Genomic DNA, 17,262 nt, shown 5'->3' on the forward strand with positions numbered 1-17,262 from the left:
ACGCCAGTCCGTTTTTTGTTTCTAGCGCTATCCAACTGCTTATTGTTGAGTAAATAATCAGTCTTTCTATGTCGGTGATTGCAACAAATCACAAAGCCTAAACAAAAGTCTGATTTTACTTAAAAAAACGAGCCGTTTCATAATTCACTTCTACACTAATAAGTGACTACTATCATATTCTTAAGGAGTGAGTTATGAAGCCGATTGCGATAGCCATTGTCGCGCTATTTGTCTCATCGGGCCTCAGTGCCAACGATCAAAAGCCAGCCACACAAGCCACGATTGACGTCAATAACAAGGTAAAACAGACACTACCCTTCAAAGACAAACAAGATTTCAAAGATGCACAACGTGGCTTCATCGCAAAACAAGATGTGGTGACCATCAAAAACGACAACGGTGATGTGGTTTGGGATCTGGAAGCATACAAACAATACATCACACTCGATGCGCCCGCGCCTGACAGCGTTAACCCAAGCCTTTGGCGTAATGCTCAACTGAATATGATCAATGGCCTGTTTGAAGTGACGGACGGCATCTATCAGGTGCGTGGTTACGATCTCTCGAACATTACTTTTGTCAAAGGCGACACCGGTTGGATCGTCTTTGATCCACTCATTTCCCAAGAAACCGCCAAAGCAGCTTTGGCGTTTGTAAATAGCGAGCTTGGTGAGAGACCGGTTGTTGCGGTCATCTATAGCCATAGCCACATTGACCACTTCGGTGGTGTCAGAGGCATTGTCGATGAGCAAGATGTGCTTGATGGCAAAGTCGAGATCATCGCCTCTCACGGTTTTACTGAACACGCAGTATCAGAGAACGTCATTGCCGGTAATGCCATGGGCCGAAGAGCGGTTTACATGTATGGCGCGCTGTTACCTAGAAATGAACGTGGTGGCGTTAACGGCGGTTTAGGACAAACCACATCGACAGGCCTAGCGACCTTAATCAAGCCAACCGATATGATTGAGAAAACCGGTGAAGAACGCACTGTTGATGGCGTGAAGATGGTTTTCCAATATACGCCTGGCTCTGAAGCACCGACTGAAATTAACACCTACTTCCCAGACAAAAAAGCGCTGTGGATGGCAGAAAACTCAACCAACACCATGCACAACATCCTAACGCTTCGCGGCGCACAGGTTCGTGATGCTCTGAAATGGTCGAGTTACCTGCAAGAAACCATTGAACTGTGGGGCGATGAAGTCGAAGTGAAATTCCAAAGTCACCACTGGCCGCTGTGGGGCCAAGAAGACATTGTCGATTACTTTAAGAAGCAGCGTGACATGTATAAATATACGCATGACCAAACCGTTCGCCTGATGAACCAAGGCTACATCGGTTCTGAAATTTCTGAGATCATCCAGTTCCCAGACGAGATCGAGAACAATTGGAGTACCCGTGGCTACTACGGCACGTTACGTCATAACAGCCGAGCGGTGTATCAACGTTACATGGGTTGGTATAACGGTAATCCATCCGACTTGAATAACCTACCACCGACTAATGCGGCGGTCATGTATGTCGAATATATGGGTGGTGAGCAAGAAGTCATTAAAAAGGCGCAAGCGGACTTTAATGATGGCAAATACCGCTGGGTAGCCGAAGTGCTTAAACATGTTGTGTTTGCGAACCCGCAAAGTAAAAAAGGTAAGGCACTTCTCGCCGACACCTATGAACAGCTGGGTTATCAATCAGAATCAGGCCCGTGGCGTTCTGTTTATCTGCAAGGTGCGTTTGAGCTAAGAAATGGCACACCATCAGCCGGTGGTACTAACACGGCCTCGCCTGACATCATCAGAAACATGCCTCCTGAAATGTTGTTCGACTATCTGGCGGTGCGTATTCTGCCTGAGAAAGCAGCAGGTAAAGACTTCGCGATTAACCTCGACTTCACCGACCTTGATGAACAATACACCTTGTATGTTGAGAACTCGGTGCTGAACCATACGCGCAAGCAAACTGACAAACCAGACGTCTCGCTGACCTTAACCAAAGCTTCTTTGGATGATGTTCAGCTTGGCAACGTAACGCTAGAACAAGCCATCGCCAATGGTGACATTAAACTCGATGGCGACAAGAAAGTGTTTAAGGACTTTGTTGGTATGCTCGATACGTTCAACTTCTGGTTCAATATCGTAACCCCATAAGCAGGAGTGCAGTATGAAGCGAAATAAGCTTTTAGCGGTTGCTGCTCTCGCAATGCTGGCAAGCCCACTGAGTTGGGCTTGCTCTTACGATGGGCAATTTACTAACCCTTTCTCTGAGAGTTACCCCGGTGCTTTAGATATCGCTATTTCTACTCAGCAAGCCATTCGTAGTGAGTCGATTGAGCTGCCACAGTATCTAGAGGGGCAACAAGGATTACGCCGAGCCAGTTGGTGGCTTCAAATCATGGCAAAACAGTCGCAAGGTTTGCCCGATGTCACTTACATTTATCTTGTCGATAGCCAGCTTTGGTCAAAATACCAAGCAGGCAAACAAGTGATGATTCATGTAAATAAGCCAACAGGCGAAGTACCAGTGCTACTGCTCTCAGAAGCAGCGCTGCATAACCTCGTCAGCAATGACTTAACCATCGAAGCAGCTAAGTCTCTTGGCATCGTGGCTCAGTCCTAGTCGTTCATGTGATAGAAAAAACGGACTGGTGGTTGCCAGTCCTTTTTTGGTTATTCGTATATCTACTCTCGATTGAACTAATGTTGGCGTCCCTACTCCAACCACTATTACAAATCTCCCATAGCCACTATCTATGTCTCTATTAATGCTCTCTACTGCGTTTCTTGCTTCTGCTGAACCAACGCTCAAATATCAAATCGAACCGGCTTCTACTAGCCCTGACACCGTAACCGTCAGCATTGAGACAAAAGACCTCGGAACGTTTCACGCTCTGCCAGCAAGAACACTCGCTAACGACACACAGCCCGCTTTATTCTGCGTTACTGCGAATGGAAACCAATCTGCGATTAAGTACCAAATGCCTATTCAGTGTGACCATATCACTTGGCAATTACCGCTTGCTGAAATAGACCAAGACGGCTTCGATATCGCCAAACAAATCGATAGCTATCAGCCGACCAAGGGCTGGAATTTTGTCAGTGAATTTAACTCTCTTCCGCGTTTTTCTGGGAACAATGATAAGCCTATTCCCGCACAAGTCTGCTCTCCGGATAATCAATGCGGCTGGATGCCTGATGCCGACCAACCACCACTGTTTGTTATTTGGGGTCTTAAGCCAGTCGATCTAAATATCAATGGTAAAACGATTAAGGTCACCACGGATACCGGGCAAATTTTAAAAACTATGGACGACTGGAAACCAGCACTTGAGTCCCAGTTGAACTACCTCATTAGCCTGTTCCCTGACAGTACGGTGAATCAGTGGGATATTGCTTTCTTTAGCCGAGATAAACAAGCGGGTAGTGTCAGTGGAGCCGCCGGTAGCGATAAGATTCTGATTAATGTCATCTTAAACAATGGTCAATTAGAAGATGATGAAATGCCAATGCTGCTTAAGATTGCAGCTCACGAGTCCATGCACTTACTCGACACCAACTCGCCACTGTGGGCGTCAGAAAGTATTGCGGAGTACTATGCGAACAAGTCTCTAGACAAGACGCCGTATGACTTTGTCACTCCTCAGACTCAATGGAACGACTTTAAGCAAAGCTTCCCATTTGCGAGTACGGGACTACTTGAAGCCAACAACCTAGTTTCAAAGAAGCAACAGTACCAATATTACCCACTGTTCTACGTCAAGGGGCCAGCATTTTGGCAAGCTATCGACCAGAGCCTAATGGATAGAGGAGAGAGTTTAGATTCACGATTGCCGAGTATGACTTACAATAAAGATGGCAGCCTTTCTAGAGCTTCAATTGCAGAATTAGCTAAGGTTATCGGTAAGAAAAAGTGGGATGAGATTGCGAAGCTGTACCTGTAACTAGAATGGACTGGTGAATAGTATATCTACCGTTCACCAGTTTATAGGCATTACAAATCCGTATGTGAATCTCGACTCGATCGTTAGTGCGACCTGCTTGCCCCTATTACATGCCCTTTGTAAACCAACTGCAGCCAAAAAATGCTGGACAAAACCTAACTAGAGATTCAGTTCTACTAATTGTTTTCGAGTAACGTTTAGTATTGTAAATGACTGAAGGGGGCTTCGCTAACTTCGAGTTTCGAGTGCCGCTAAGAAAGGGATGTTTACATAATCAAGCGCTTAAAGAGCCGCCCAACGCAAAGCATAATTGCAACAACTTTGGGTTTTGTGTTTTTAGCCTAACACTAAATACGCCTTAATAGAGCGTAAAACTAACTTGGCGACTCTACCTTAGAAAACCGCTTCTTTTTTCTCTCTCGCCAAGCAGGTTTGCCCAAAAACAAAGCTCGAACAATGTTAAATCTTTCGAGTACTTTTTCGACTACTATTGGACCAACAACGCCCAGTGTTAGAGATATTAAAATTATCAACTCGATCTGGCTAACATTTAACTTTAGAAGAAGAATTCGGCTTGACGCGGTAAAAAACACATGGAATATATAGATCGAATACGAGTAGACGCCGATCCTAGCAAGAAATTCGTTTTTTAATCCCATCCCCATTAACGCTACACATGAGCATATCCCGAGTACTAAGGCCAAGAGCGAACGTTGTTCGTCGATAATAACAATCTCATTACCGACCAAATAATAGGTAACAACAACCGAACCGAGCATCAGCCCCCTCCAATTGCCATTTAATTTATTTAGTGCGACATACCGTTTCATTGCCATGCCGGCAAAGAAGTAAGGGGCGAGATAGAGAGTCCCATTAATGGAGAAGTATGCAATATCAATCGGCGACAGATACAAACATGACATTGCAGCAAATGTAACTGTGAACTTACCAAACGTATCGAACAGTTTGCTTCTCTCAAAAAGCACAATTAAAACAAACAAAACAAACAGAGATTCAATAAACCAAAAATGAGCGACTGGCTTAATATGCAGTAGATACCATTGAGTGATACTTGCATTAGAACCTGGTGTTATAGACTGAAGAAATGCGAATGCGGTTCCGACGATGAGCATCGGTAGCAAAAGACGTCTGGCTTTTTTAACCAAGAAGTCTTTCGCCCCGGTTTGAAAAGGACGATACGCATACACCAATCCCGACAAAAAAGTAAAGAGAGGCATGCGCAAATATGCCAAAATGTCATTGAGCTCTCGATAAGCCCCTTCAGCGATCCTCAATCCATTCTGTGGTTCAGAGCCTATTACGTGATATGTAACAAGCAACAAACAAGCTAGACCTCTTAAGGTATCTATTTTTACATTTCTACTCTTCATATAACCAAAAACCGGCATAGTACTTTTAGTCACAAAGACTGACTGGTTGCTATTGTGTTTTGAAGTACTTTTACATGAAATTTGGCCTTATCTTAATAGTAAGAATAAAATTGCACGCTCTTATACAAAGATGAAATAGTTACAAATCCATAATAGTGTGGTGCCGTTCGGAAATTTGACACATAGATGGGTCATTGCAAGCTGATTGAGAAGTATTCTCAGAAAAGGTTAAAAGACATAATTGTTCTTCTGTCACATAAATTCACCTGATTAACGGTACTAGCGCGAGTTAAAAAACACGGTCTTTTGACATATATCCGGTGTCTGTTTTCGCTTGTTTACGAAGCGCTATAATGAGACTCAAGAGCCCTGTTTACCTATACACAAGGCTCTTACTTTCAAGCAGTTACCCCTTCGAAGTTCCAAGCGGGGAGAATGCCGTTTATTCATTAAATGTGTTGCTACCGTTTCCTTGTGTCTGGTTTTCAGTACGTGGCTTTATCATGCCTTGGAAGCTTGGAATTCGGTTATGCTAGCCAGTACAGCCATCTAATACGAGCAAGCTTGTTTGCTATAGCGACGGGACATTTTCATGGATGCGTGCGTTCTTTTAAGCCATTCATCTAGCGGCTAAGGGGGTCATCTTTTACTGAGCTTCTATTCAGTATGACTCGCGCACCGTGGAGAAGAAGCTTTCTGAGTGTGGGTTTACGCCGTTTGCTGATTTTGCCTCATCTGGTAGTATCACCACTGGCGTACTGCCGAGGTGTTAAGCCTATCCAAGAGCAAACAAGCAGTGTCAGGCCTTGCCTTTTACCATTCATTACTATTTGTATATCAACGTTGCCAATTATCGATACATAAGCTTAGATGCATGACTCAAGAAGGAGCAAATCCAACTTAGAACAACCTTTTAAAAACTGCTTAGGGACACATTACACCAACGGCAACTGAAAGGTACTTTTGATCTCTTTTACCGAGACATTAGATTGAATCGAGCTGACCCCTTTCACTCGGCGCATTGAGCTAATTCGATCGAAGTATTCATCCAGATCTTTAGCGACCACCTGAACGATGTAATCTGCACCACCAGCAATGCAGTGGCACATTTGAATCCAGCCAGCTTCAGCGACAAAATCTTCAAACGGTTCGGTGTTTTCAACCTCATGGCTGCCTAAAGTCACTAAGGTGAAACCGGAAACCTGATAACCCATCTTCTTGCGATTGAGCTTGGCTTGGTAACCCTCAATGTAGCCCTCTTCTTCCATTTTCTTCCAACGGCGCCAGCATGGGGTTTCGCTTAAGTTAACCTTTTCGGCCAGCTTACTGTTGCTGATTCGGCCATCTTCTTGGATGTGTCGCAAAATGGTTAAATCAGTGTCATCTAGCACATTATTGGTGGATTCTTTCTGCTTCATACTGTTTTTAGAAATAGTCTGCTCAAGTTGATTTTAATTTTAACTCATTTAGCAATTTTATTCCTAGCCGATTCGATAGACTGATCTCACATCAAAAATAATAATTATCTGAGGAAGAGTTAATGAGCGCTCAAATCATGATGGCATTTATGCTATTTGCCGTTTCTATTTCTATAGTCCCTGGAGCGGGTAATATTGCCTTGCTAGGCCTATCGAGTCGCTATGGGTTCAGTGCCACCATCCCATTTATGTTTGGTTGTGCGGTGGGAGTCATCATCCTGCTAGTCGGTTCTAGTGTTGGTCTAGTGGGGCTGTTTAGCCTTTATCCTGAGCTTTACACAGTGATGAAGTGGTTAGGAGCTGGCTACCTGCTCTACATGGCTTGGGGCATCGCTAATACAAGGTTAGATACCAACAGCACCGTCAAGAAGTCTGGCTTTGCCTCGGGGGTTCTGGTGCAAATCCTCAACCCGAAAAGTTGGGTCGCATCACTAACGGTGTTTTCTCAGTTTATCTCACCGAATGAAAGCTATCTGATTCAAGCCGTGATAATTATCAGCGGAATGGTCATAACAGGGGTGATCGGTATGGCTATGTGGGCCTACTTCGGCACTATGCTCAACCAGCTAATCCAATCACCAAAGAAACTCGCCATCATCAATCGATGCTTTGGTGGCTGTTTAGCCATGATTGCGATGTTTGTTGTCTCTCAGCCGAGTGTAATTTAGACAAACAAAAGCCCTAGCAACGGCATGCTGCTAGGGCTTTTTCATGAATCAGGAACGGTACTTAGTACAGCTCAGCAAATTCCTCGATGCGTTCTTTGCCACGCAACAACAAGAAATTCAAAAACCTAGATGTGGAAGTCGAAATGACTTTTTCTTCATCAACACCATACTTCTTTAATAACGCTTTGGCTAAATCTAGGTGAGCAATTTCCTCACAAAAATGAGCATCAGAACCGGTCGTGAAATACACACCAACTTCTTTACCAATCTCGACGATTTGAGCACAGCGGCTGTCGCTGCCTTTACGGCTTTTGCCCGTCAGCGAGGTGTTGTTGATTTCAATCGCTACGTTGTGCTCTTTAGCGCACTCTAGAACCGCTTTGATATCAAACGGGAAGTTCGGATTACCTAAGTGCCCTAGCACATCTGCCTTACCCTTTTTAATCACATTGATCAGCGCCTCGGTGTGCAGTTCTTCAGTGGATGGGGCAAATACCGGCTCATGGAAACTGGCAATGATCCAATCAAGGTGCTGGTAAGACGATGGCGGCAAATCTAAATCACCGTCAGTATTGAGCGTGTTGGCTTCGCAGCCGCGCAAAATACCGACATCGTGAAGAAAGCGGGGCAAGATCCTTTGATTGTTGAAAAACCAGTAGTGGGGGGCACCTGGCATTTCTGGAGCATGATCTGTCGTACAAAGAAGCTTTAACCCCTTAGCTTTGGAGGCCTGCGCATTTTCTAAGATGGTGCTGTAAGCGTGCCCACTGGCAATCGTATGAGTATGGCTGTCGACAACGATTTCCATCGTACCTCCTAAATTCAGTTAGTTAATTTCAAATGAACCATCTTGATTCATGTAAAGCGTCAAATCGGCATCAATTGAATGGTTTAACACCTTCTCGACATTCTTTGAATCGGACTGATCATAAAAACGTTGGGCCTCTTCTGGAGAAGTGCCTCCACGGATCTTACGGTTTACCAGCCTCTCTTCAAGGTATTTCGGGTCAGTGTCGATGAAAATCGTAAAGTCGCTCGCTTGCCTTAAGGGTTAAATTCACCCTGCCATCACTGACAGGATTTGCAGATTTGAGTCTAGTTACGCCCAAAAAGTCAGGGCAATGAACGTCAACGCTAAAATACAGGCGATATTTAAAATAATACCCACTCGCATCATTTCACTTTGCTTTATATGCCCAGAGCCAAACACAATCGCATTTGGTGGCGTTGCAACAGGCAACATGAAGGCACAAGAAGCCGCCACTGCGATCAGTACCGATAAGATCACTGGCGACATGCCAAAGGCTTCAGCAACCGTTGCGAATACCGGGATCAATAGCGCGGCACTGGCCGTATTACTGGCAAACTCGGTTAAGAACACAACAAACACAGCGATAACTGCAATGATGAAAAAGATGCCAAGGTGGGCAATCATCTCACTCAAACCATTGGCTAAGAAGACACTTGTCCCTGTTGCTTTCAGGACGTTACTTAAACAGATACCACCGCCGAATAGCAGTAATACGCCCCAATCTGCGGTCTTTTCAATATCTTTCCAATGCACGACTCGTGCAAAGTTAACGGCCACTATCGCCCCTAACGCAACCACAGTATCAAATTTCGCGTACCCACCAAGCATCGCATTGATTGGCTTGCTGAAGATCCAAAGGCACACTGTGGCGGCAAAAATGGCTAAAGTCACCACCTTACCTTTATCCCAGTTCACTGCATCATGGTTGAGTTCGAACTTTCCTTGGAGATCAGGCTTTAAAATCACAAACAGAGTGGCGATAGCGATTGGCAGCAAGATAAGTGCAGTCGGTAAGCCGAAGCTCATCCACTCGGTAAAGGTTAGCCCGACTTCCGCGGCAGCAATCGCATTCGGTGGGCTACCAACAATCGTTGCAATGCCGCCAATACTGGCACTGTAAGCAATACCAAGTAGAACAAACACATAGGTTTTATGACCACTTTCAGAGTTCACTTTACTCAGCACACCCAGCACTAAGGGCAGCATCATTGCTGTGGTTGCCGTGTTACTGATCCACATAGACAAAGCGGCTGTCACACCAAACAGCATAAATACTGCCACACTCATTTTGCCTTGAGCGATAATGAGCACCTTGTCTGCAATCACTTTATCTAGCCCCTGCCTGTGCATCGCCGCGGCAAGCGCAAAGCCGCCAAGGAAGAGGAAGATGATGGAATTGGCAAAGTTGTTCAGAGCGGTTTGAGTATCAAAAACCCCAAATAGCACCGCCATTACTGGGACGAGTATTGCGGTAACGGTGACATGCAATGCTTCCGTCAACCAAAGAATGGCGATGAAGGTTAGCATACAAAGCCCTAAGACGACTTGAGGATCAAAAGGGAGGGTAAAGTACATCACCGCAAAGAGCACAACATCCGCGAGGATAATCATGCTATTTCGATTAAAGAACCATTCTCGGGTATTGCTAGGCAGAGGGACACTATCATTTCTATTCATTATTATATTTCCTTATGAGGGCCTAATGGCATATCAAATGATCCCACATAAGCCCTTCAGGAAATATTTTCCATTGCGAAATTGTTAACCACATCAATATTAAGGTTAACAATGTTAAATATATGATAAATTTAACTATTTAACATACATTTAGCCGCTCATTATCCGACTGAATATTCTACAAAGCTATCAGTTAATGAGTGCATCAAAGCTATCCATCACTTCAGTACATTTCATCACTCGTCCGTGACCTTGGCCTTTAGTCGCAATTAGAGTCACGTTCTCCATTTCGCCAGCCGCTCTTTCTGACACATCAAACTTAGCGAACTTGTCCCCTTCATCATGAACGATAATGGTCGCCGCAGTGCGAAGTTTAAGTTTATTGTAAGGATCAACCGACTGAATTGGGTATCGGTATTGTTCTTCGATTTCAGACACCACGGCATTAAACAACTTCATCGAATAGCCCGAACGCGCCACGCTACCAAACAAATTGTCGAGGTAATCAAGAACAGGTGCAATCAATAGGAAAGGTTTGTCTACTAGCTTCTGATGGTGACATTCAATCGAAGATGCCGTGCCCATGCTATGTGCGACTAACCCCGCCACCTCATCAACACTGTCTAGAATTGCTTCGAGGCCGTTTACAAAGGCAGGGATATGACCATACACACCACCACTTTTACCGTGTCCTGGGTGATCGTATGCCAGCGCTGTGAAGCCTCGGCTGGCAATGTGTTCCATCAACGGATAAAACTGACTCGCGCTGCCTGACCAGCCGTGTGCGAGTACCCATACAGGACCACTGCCCAGTGAGTAAGTCTGCAGCGTTCCTTCTTTTGATTCCACTTCCGCTTTAACAAGCCCTGCTGGCTCTGAATTTTTAGGTTCTGGGCGTGCTGGCGTTAGTAACAGTTTTCTGGCCGTTTTCTCCGCGTGCTTTGGCGCGAGAGTGTGGTGAAGCCTGGTGGTTAAATTCACAAGACTCTTTTTCACGCTGAATTTTTGCGAGGTATTAAAGTAGATCTTCTCACTCATGGTTCTGTCCTTTTGAGGCTCGATCTGCCGCCAATGAAGAGCATTACAACAAAGCGAACGACCGTGCTATTTTTATGTAAATAATAAGCCAAACATGTCGGTTTGGCTTATTTTGTTCTTGTTACTTCCAGCTAGCGATTTGACGTTTCACGCCTTGCCAAAAGTGCTCATAACTCGCTTGCTCACCGTGAAGGGAGTAAAACAAGTGCGCACTGAGATAAAGACCATACAGTTCAAATGTCGCCTGCTTAGGATCTAAATCCGCTCTAAACTCGCCACTCTCAACGCCTTTCGCGACTTGAATCGTCAAGTAGTCTATCCAAGTTGCGATGGTCTTTTTCAACACCACCTGCGTAGGAGGCGCTTCGGCACACGTTTCTTTCCAAGCATCAAGGAACATACAACTGCCTTGAAACGAGTGATTCCAGCCTAACCAGTTATCGAGCAATGTGTTGAGCTTCTCTTCAATAGAAATCGATGTGCTCATTCTCGCTGGCGCAATAACGCGTTCAGTAAAAATCTGGTTCGCATAGTCTAGAACCGAGATTTGTAAGTTGTCTTTGGAGTTAAAATGCGCAAACAGACCGCTTTTCGACATCTCGCATTGCTTGGCTAGTTCACCAATGGTTAAGCTTTCTAATCCATTGATACTCGCTAGCTCAAATGCTTTGCTTAAGATATTTTCTCGGGTCGCTTTGCCTTTACTCATACAAATCTCTCATCATCCACACCGTTATTTTTAGCACACTCGTTCTTTTTTGCAACACTTAACCGGTTCGACCACTATAGGGTGAAGCGTTTCATCTGCATATCTAGGTGTTGTGCAACACTGGTTAATTCCGTGGCTGCAGCCGAGATTTCAGTGACTGATTCGGAAGCTTGGACGGTAATCTCGTTCGTTTCTTGAACACTACCGCTGACACTGTTGGCAACGGTGCTTTGCTCTTCAACTGCGGTAGCAATTTGAGTATTTAGCTCATTGAGTTCATAAATCGAGCTCTTGATTGCCTCCAGTTTATCCGTCGCAGAGATGGCTTGTTCCGACGTCTCTGTGACCTTTTTATGACTGCTCGCGATGGAGCTTGTGGCTTTTTCTGCCCCCGATTGAAGTCCACCAATTAAGGTTTCAATTTGGTGAGTCGCGTCTTGAGTTCGCTGCGCGAGAGTTCGAACTTCATCCGCCACAACCGCAAAGCCACGTCCTTGCTCGCCAGCCCTTGCTGCTTCGATTGCGGCATTCAGCGCTAACAAGTTGGTTTGGTCGGCGACGCCACGAATCGTCTCTAATATTGAACCAATGTTGATAGACTCTTGATGCAAGTTCTGAATCTGCTCCACACTTGCAGTCATTTCATTTTCAATTACACGGATATCATCCAATGTTTGTCCAACCACGCTGAGGCTTTCTTCAGCATTAAACGTTGCCTGTTTGGTGAACTCCGACGCGCCTTGTGCACTGGTCGAGATTTCAAGAGTACTTGCAGATAGCTGCTCTATTGCCGTCGACACCCCTTCCATTTCCGCTTTAAGCGCGATGGTCGATTGGTTCGTCAATTGGGTAATCTGTGACAGCTCTTCAGACATGGCTCCTGCTCGATGACTAGACTCAGACACCTCACCGACAATATCGCGCAGTGACTGCATCGTACCCTGCATATCTTCAAGCAGTTCCCCTAGCTCATCTCGATGTTTGTTTTCAACTTTCACCGACAAATTGCCTTGCGCTAGGTTCTGAGAAATCACTTTAACGCGGGCAATACCCGTCAAAATAGAGTGACGAACCCAAGTCGCAAAACCGATACCGATAACAATAGCAATCAGAGCAGCGATGACCATCGCTGTAATCGTACGCTCTTTCTGCTGCTGCATTTGAGGGACCATCGTATTTTGTTGCTCAATTGCGGTGTACTTAATCGCTTCAAGCTCAACCGAAATATCTTCACCTAGTCGGATCAAATCTCGAGTTAGAAACTCTTCTTGCTGTTTCAGTTCGACGACGTGTTTAAACTCACCCAAATAGAGAACACGCTGGCCCTCAAACTCCTCCAAAAGGCGTTTTTGCTCTGCCGTTTTCAGTACTTTTTCTAATGACTGTTCCGCCTCAGGAAGCGTCGTCTGTAGGTATTTGTTTGGCTCGCTAAGCGGTGTTTTCTTAGGGTCTTGTAGGTAGTTTGAAACTGAGATTTTTGAGAATAGGAAGGTTTCCATCAAAAGAGCGGAGTAGTACTCAATATCTGCATCACCACTTTTGTGGGCACTTTTTAGCAAGGTCTCTATTGCATTCAATGCGGATGTTTCCTGCTGTTTCATCGCGCCATGTAGTGAAACATCAAACTCGTGAACTTCTTTCTGTAACAGGTCAAAATCATGCGCATAGTCGGCAATTTCCGTATTGATCTTGGCAAAATGGCGTAGGCTTTCTTCGTCATGTAGGTAACTTTCAAGATCCGACAGTAAAGTTTTTGTTCTCTCTAACCGCTGATTAAACGCAAGCAGATAAGCATCATCATGGGTGGCAAGAAATTCATTCACACCTAAACGTGTTTGCAGCATATTGGCTTGCACTTGGCCGATGAGCGTCGTTTCTTGCGACAGTTTTCCAAACACCTTAAAGCTGTCAATAGCTCGTTGCATGCCCTGATAGCTCACATAGGCTGACATTCCAAAACAAATGAAACATGCCGCGAAAGCCACAACAATTTTAGTGCTTATTTTAACCCCATTAAACATATTGCCCCCAAACATACAGAATATCATTCTATAATTTCATACACCTGCCATTAACGCAAACTTAAACAGACCTAACCTGCCTTTGGTGCCCTCTTGCGATACAAAAAGGAGAGCTATATCTCAAACCACGGAGAATACTGTAACGTGATAGAGAAACCCCTCTCGAAATCAATTGTGTACATTCCGGGAGGTGATACTGTCAGGGCCTTTGTTTCTTTTTGCTATGACGTTATGAGTCCTAAAAAAATCATCAGTATCGAGTTCGGCCGAGTCGTTGCGATTTGCGCCATTATTGCTATGCATTGCCAGATGTTTATCAGCTACTGGCAGTATGACGGTACGCCTTGGCTCGGTTATGTGTTCAATCAAGCCACTCGATTTGCTGTCCCACTCTTTTTTCTAATTTCAGGCTATTTAATTCAACCTAAACTAATCGTAGACCCTACGACGACACTCAAACAGTATCTGTCGCCACTACTGAAGATTTTTTTAGTATGGAGTGCTATCTGTCTGGCGATGCCGTTTAATCTTGGAACGGTAACGGAAGCCGGTTATTTGGCAGAGCGACAAGGCTACTGGGGCTATCTCGCACAAACGCCTTTAAACACATTATTTGAAGGCGGCTTGGTTCACTTATGGTTTATTCCCGCGTTAATGTGTGCAGCGGCTATCACGGCACTCTTGTCTAAGTTAAACAAGATTGACCTGCTGATCCCTCTCGCTTTCACGTTGTACGTATACGGAGTACTTGCGGGCAGCTATCAAGGTTTGACCGAGTTCTGGTCACCAATTTTTACACGTAACGGCCCGTTCTTTAGCACCCTGCTGTTTGCCATTGGCTTTACCATTCGTCAAAAGAATATCCAAGCGACCGCCCGACAAGCATTAACATTGGCTCTATTGGGCTTCGCCATGCATTTCGCTGAGGCGTTGCTTTTAAACCAATTTGAACAGCCATTTAATGCTAATGATTTTCTGTTTGGCACCGTGTTATGGGGAACAGGCTGCTTTATGTGGTTACTAGCAAAACCGACACTTGGAGAAAATCGCTGGCTGACAAAGCAATCGAAATATGTGCTGCCAATGTACGTTGCTCACCTACCGATGATCATCGTCATGATGAACGTATCAGGCATCTTACAACTGAGCGGCTTTAGTAAAGATATGACGGTGTTGTTTGGGGCTTTCGTCTTTACCTACCTCGTAGTTAGGCTTGTTGAAAAGACACCGCTTTACCGTTGGTTATTTAGGTAAGTTCAATAAATCATTAAGTTTGAAAAAGCGATGGCTCCCACCATCGCTTTTTTATTAGAGCTTGTTACCACAGCCTCTCAAACGGCAAATAAGCGATATTGAGCACAATCAGTGCCGCCATCACCAGAAAGGTCAGCTTCATACCAGAGACTCGCCCTTTTAATCTATCCGCCAAAATCCCTTTCGCATGTAAAACTCGCCCTACCACAAACGTAATACCACATAGGTGAATCATCCAAAGCTGTGCACCATTATGTTCAAGCAGCGCCATCAACATGAGGGTTATCGGCACATAATCGACGGCATTGCTTTGGGCACTTCGTGCGATGGTTAAGGCATCGACACCGCCATCGGCATATTTCACCTGTGCTTTTCTACGTTGTTTGATGACTTGGATCGACAGCCAAATCATCAGGGCTGCCAAAATTGCCGCATAGAGCGCAGTGACCATTGTTCTTCTCCGTATGTATTAGATAACTAAAACCTTATCAGTGTAGGTAATCTTTCATCGATACCAAGTCTCAAATAGCAAAAAGCCCCGCAAATTCGCGAGGCTTGATCATAATCTCAATTAATTAACAGCAGTTTGTGCCACAGCCGTTGTTTGGCTTGCAGTCTTCACCTTTACCAAGAAAGGTTTGCTCCGACAGGTAGAAACCGGTAAATGCCTCTTCAAAGTCTTCCGCGACGGTTATCTCTACTAGGCCAGTTTCCATCAGCTGCTGTTGCCACGCTTGAACTCTTGGGAAGCCATCAAGCATATCAAAGCAGGTATGCGCTTTGATGATGTGAGCGCGGTGCAGCAGAGGTAACCACGCCATATCAACGTTGCTGAGTTTCTCGCCTTTAAAGAATGGGCCTGCCACTTGCTTTTCTACCTTAGCGAATGCTTTAGCAAGGTTAGCAACTTTTTCGGTCAGTGTTGCTTTGTCGCTGCTGCGCATAGTGCCGCATTGCGCCAAGTAATGTTTAGAACCTAAGTAGCTCCATGCACGGTCTAAAGCACGTTGCTCGTTAGTCACGCCTTGTTCTAGTGGACCAAACTCATCTTCGATGTATTCGATAATGGCGTCTGACTCAAACAGTGCTGTGCCACTTTCTGTTACTAGCAAAGGTACTTGACCATTTGGTGAGATATCTAAGAACCACTGTGGCTTGTTGCTCAAGCTAATGTACTCGATCTCATAAGGAATTTTTTTCGCTTCTAGCGCTGCAGTTACGCGTTGAACAAATGGACAAATTTTAAAGCTGATAATCTTAATCATGTTACTACTCTTCTCATTTAGGGAGGATGCCTGTTTTGCATCACTTACACCCTTAAGACGGGTAGACTTTTTAAAAGACGAAGATCAGACGAATTTTTTTGAAATTAATTTCAGCACTTTCCGCAACCATCTGATTTTACTTCACAATCAATCACGCTGCCGTTTTTATCTAATTGCAAAGTACAGCACTCTTCAAACAGTTTTCTTAACTCAACGCGGCCTTTTTGAACTCGTGACTTAAGCGTTGAATAGCTTAGTCCAACTTTATCTGCGAGCTGCTTTTGACTCGCTCCTTGCAAATCCACAGCACTGATCAACGATGACTGTTCTTGTGGTAAGGCATCAACAAACGGCTGAATGCATTCTGCCATCTCTTGTTCTAAAGAAGCTTCCTCTTGTTCGAACCACAAATCGTCAGGGTTCAATTCTCCATCTCGCTGCTGACGAGCGCGCTTGCGATAAAAATCGATAATGGTTCGATTGGCCAATTGGAATAGCCATGACTTAACGCTATCCGCCTCTTTTACTGTGGCAAGATTTTGGTGTGTTTTGATTAAAATCTCTTGTTGTAAGTCATCCACATCATCTGGATTACTCACTTTGGAATGCAGAAACGATTTTAAAGCGCTTTGATATTCACCCCAAACGCTCTCTAACGAGAAGGTTGAACTAGCAAGCTTCATCTGCGCAGCACTCATCTTGAAGAAAACCAATCACACCTTCTAAGCATTGATATTCAGCCACACAGAAAAGCGTGCGCCCTTCACGACGTTGACTGAGTAAGCCCGCTGAAGCCAAGCTTGAAATATGGTGTGAGAGTGTTGAACCTGGAATGGCCAATTTTTCTTGGATTGTACCAACCGCTACACCTTGGTAGCCCGCTTTTACAATCGCTTTGTAAATCGACAAACGCGTCGGATGGCCTAGCTCTTTGAGCGCCTTTGCAACGATTTCGAGTTCCATACGAGACTCCATAAAGAAATTTATATTTCCAAAATAATCGAAATATA

The 17,262-nt window shown here is 44.8% G+C and carries 16 protein-coding genes and 1 pseudogene; 5 read left to right on the plus strand and 12 right to left on the minus strand.

Annotation, left to right across the window (positions count from 1 at the left end; translation table 11 throughout):
* Positions 1–194 precede the first annotated feature (194 nt).
* The 3 genes from EJ063_RS02745 to EJ063_RS02755 all read left to right on the plus strand — a co-directional run bounded on the left by EJ063_RS02745 (position 195) and on the right by EJ063_RS02755 (position 3,940).
* Positions 195–2,150 (plus strand): alkyl/aryl-sulfatase, encoded by a 1,956-nt coding sequence (locus tag EJ063_RS02745; protein WP_126572471.1) that lies wholly within the window; start codon positions 195–197, stop codon positions 2,148–2,150.
* Between the two features lie 13 nt (positions 2,151–2,163).
* Positions 2,164–2,619, plus strand: coding sequence for a hypothetical protein (locus EJ063_RS02750; RefSeq protein ID WP_126572472.1), 456 nt, complete (start codon positions 2,164–2,166; stop codon positions 2,617–2,619).
* Positions 2,620–2,752: 133 nt separating this feature from the next.
* Positions 2,753–3,940, plus strand: a complete 1,188-nt coding sequence (locus EJ063_RS02755; RefSeq protein ID WP_126572473.1) for a hypothetical protein — start codon at positions 2,753–2,755, stop codon at positions 3,938–3,940.
* A 374-nt stretch (positions 3,941–4,314) separates the two neighbouring features.
* Here EJ063_RS02755 and EJ063_RS02760 read toward each other — a convergent pair whose 3' ends face one another.
* Positions 4,315–5,364: an acyltransferase family protein gene (locus tag EJ063_RS02760; protein ID WP_126572474.1), complete on the minus strand. Its 1,050-nt coding sequence runs from the start codon at positions 5,362–5,364 to the stop codon at positions 4,315–4,317.
* 902 nt (positions 5,365–6,266) lie between these two features.
* The gene (locus EJ063_RS02765; protein WP_126572475.1) at positions 6,267–6,749 is read right to left on the minus strand and encodes an Lrp/AsnC family transcriptional regulator; all 483 of its coding nucleotides are present in this window, start codon (positions 6,747–6,749) and stop codon (positions 6,267–6,269) included.
* Between the two features lie 122 nt (positions 6,750–6,871).
* Between EJ063_RS02765 and EJ063_RS02770 the strand changes: the two genes are divergently transcribed.
* The gene (locus EJ063_RS02770) at positions 6,872–7,477 is read left to right on the plus strand and encodes a LysE family translocator (protein WP_126572476.1); all 606 of its coding nucleotides are present in this window, start codon (positions 6,872–6,874) and stop codon (positions 7,475–7,477) included.
* A gap of 61 nt (positions 7,478–7,538) precedes the next feature.
* Here the strand turns inward: EJ063_RS02770 and EJ063_RS02775 are convergent, their stop codons facing one another.
* From EJ063_RS02775 to EJ063_RS02800, 6 genes and pseudogenes are all read right to left on the minus strand, one after another.
* On the minus strand, positions 7,539–8,285 hold the full coding sequence (locus EJ063_RS02775) for a phosphatase (protein WP_126572477.1): 747 nt from the start codon (positions 8,283–8,285) through the stop codon (positions 7,539–7,541).
* Positions 8,286–8,303: 18 nt separating this feature from the next.
* A pseudogene (locus EJ063_RS21235) lies at positions 8,304–8,525 on the minus strand (nucleoside/nucleotide kinase family protein); the annotation flags it as partial.
* 51 nt (positions 8,526–8,576) lie between these two features.
* Entirely contained in the window at positions 8,577–9,965 is a 1,389-nt protein-coding gene (locus EJ063_RS02785) for an SLC13 family permease (protein WP_126572478.1), read from the minus strand.
* A gap of 189 nt (positions 9,966–10,154) precedes the next feature.
* Positions 10,155–11,003, minus strand: coding sequence for an alpha/beta hydrolase (locus EJ063_RS02790; RefSeq protein WP_126572479.1), 849 nt, complete (start codon positions 11,001–11,003; stop codon positions 10,155–10,157).
* 121 nt (positions 11,004–11,124) lie between these two features.
* Positions 11,125–11,712, minus strand: a complete 588-nt coding sequence (locus EJ063_RS02795) for a TetR/AcrR family transcriptional regulator (RefSeq protein WP_126572480.1) — start codon at positions 11,710–11,712, stop codon at positions 11,125–11,127.
* A gap of 74 nt (positions 11,713–11,786) precedes the next feature.
* The gene (locus EJ063_RS02800) at positions 11,787–13,637 is read right to left on the minus strand and encodes a methyl-accepting chemotaxis protein (RefSeq protein WP_158675983.1); all 1,851 of its coding nucleotides are present in this window, start codon (positions 13,635–13,637) and stop codon (positions 11,787–11,789) included.
* 327 nt (positions 13,638–13,964) lie between these two features.
* Here EJ063_RS02800 and EJ063_RS02805 point away from each other — a divergent pair, with 327 nt between their 5' ends.
* Entirely contained in the window at positions 13,965–14,987 is a 1,023-nt protein-coding gene (locus EJ063_RS02805; protein ID WP_126572482.1) for an acyltransferase, read from the plus strand.
* A 64-nt stretch (positions 14,988–15,051) separates the two neighbouring features.
* On the opposite strand, the gene EJ063_RS02810 is transcribed toward EJ063_RS02805, so the two are convergent.
* From EJ063_RS02810 to EJ063_RS02825, 4 genes are all read right to left on the minus strand, one after another.
* Positions 15,052–15,438: an MAPEG family protein gene (locus tag EJ063_RS02810; RefSeq protein WP_126572483.1), complete on the minus strand. Its 387-nt coding sequence runs from the start codon at positions 15,436–15,438 to the stop codon at positions 15,052–15,054.
* A 124-nt stretch (positions 15,439–15,562) separates the two neighbouring features.
* A complete protein-coding gene (locus EJ063_RS02815) occupies positions 15,563–16,252 on the minus strand; it encodes a glutathione S-transferase family protein (protein WP_126572484.1) in 690 nt (229 codons plus the stop codon).
* A 110-nt stretch (positions 16,253–16,362) separates the two neighbouring features.
* Positions 16,363–16,935 carry an RNA polymerase sigma factor SigZ gene (gene sigZ, locus EJ063_RS02820; protein WP_126572485.1) on the minus strand — a complete coding sequence of 191 codons (573 nt, stop codon included), beginning with the start codon at positions 16,933–16,935 and terminating at the stop codon, positions 16,363–16,365.
* A complete protein-coding gene (locus EJ063_RS02825; RefSeq protein WP_126572486.1) occupies positions 16,922–17,215 on the minus strand; it encodes an ArsR/SmtB family transcription factor in 294 nt (97 codons plus the stop codon). Before EJ063_RS02825 ends, sigZ begins: the two co-directional genes overlap by 14 nt.
* Positions 17,216–17,262 lie beyond the last annotated feature (47 nt).

This window comes from Vibrio aquaticus (genome assembly GCF_003970385.1).
Taxonomy (GTDB): domain Bacteria; phylum Pseudomonadota; class Gammaproteobacteria; order Enterobacterales; family Vibrionaceae; genus Vibrio; species Vibrio aquaticus.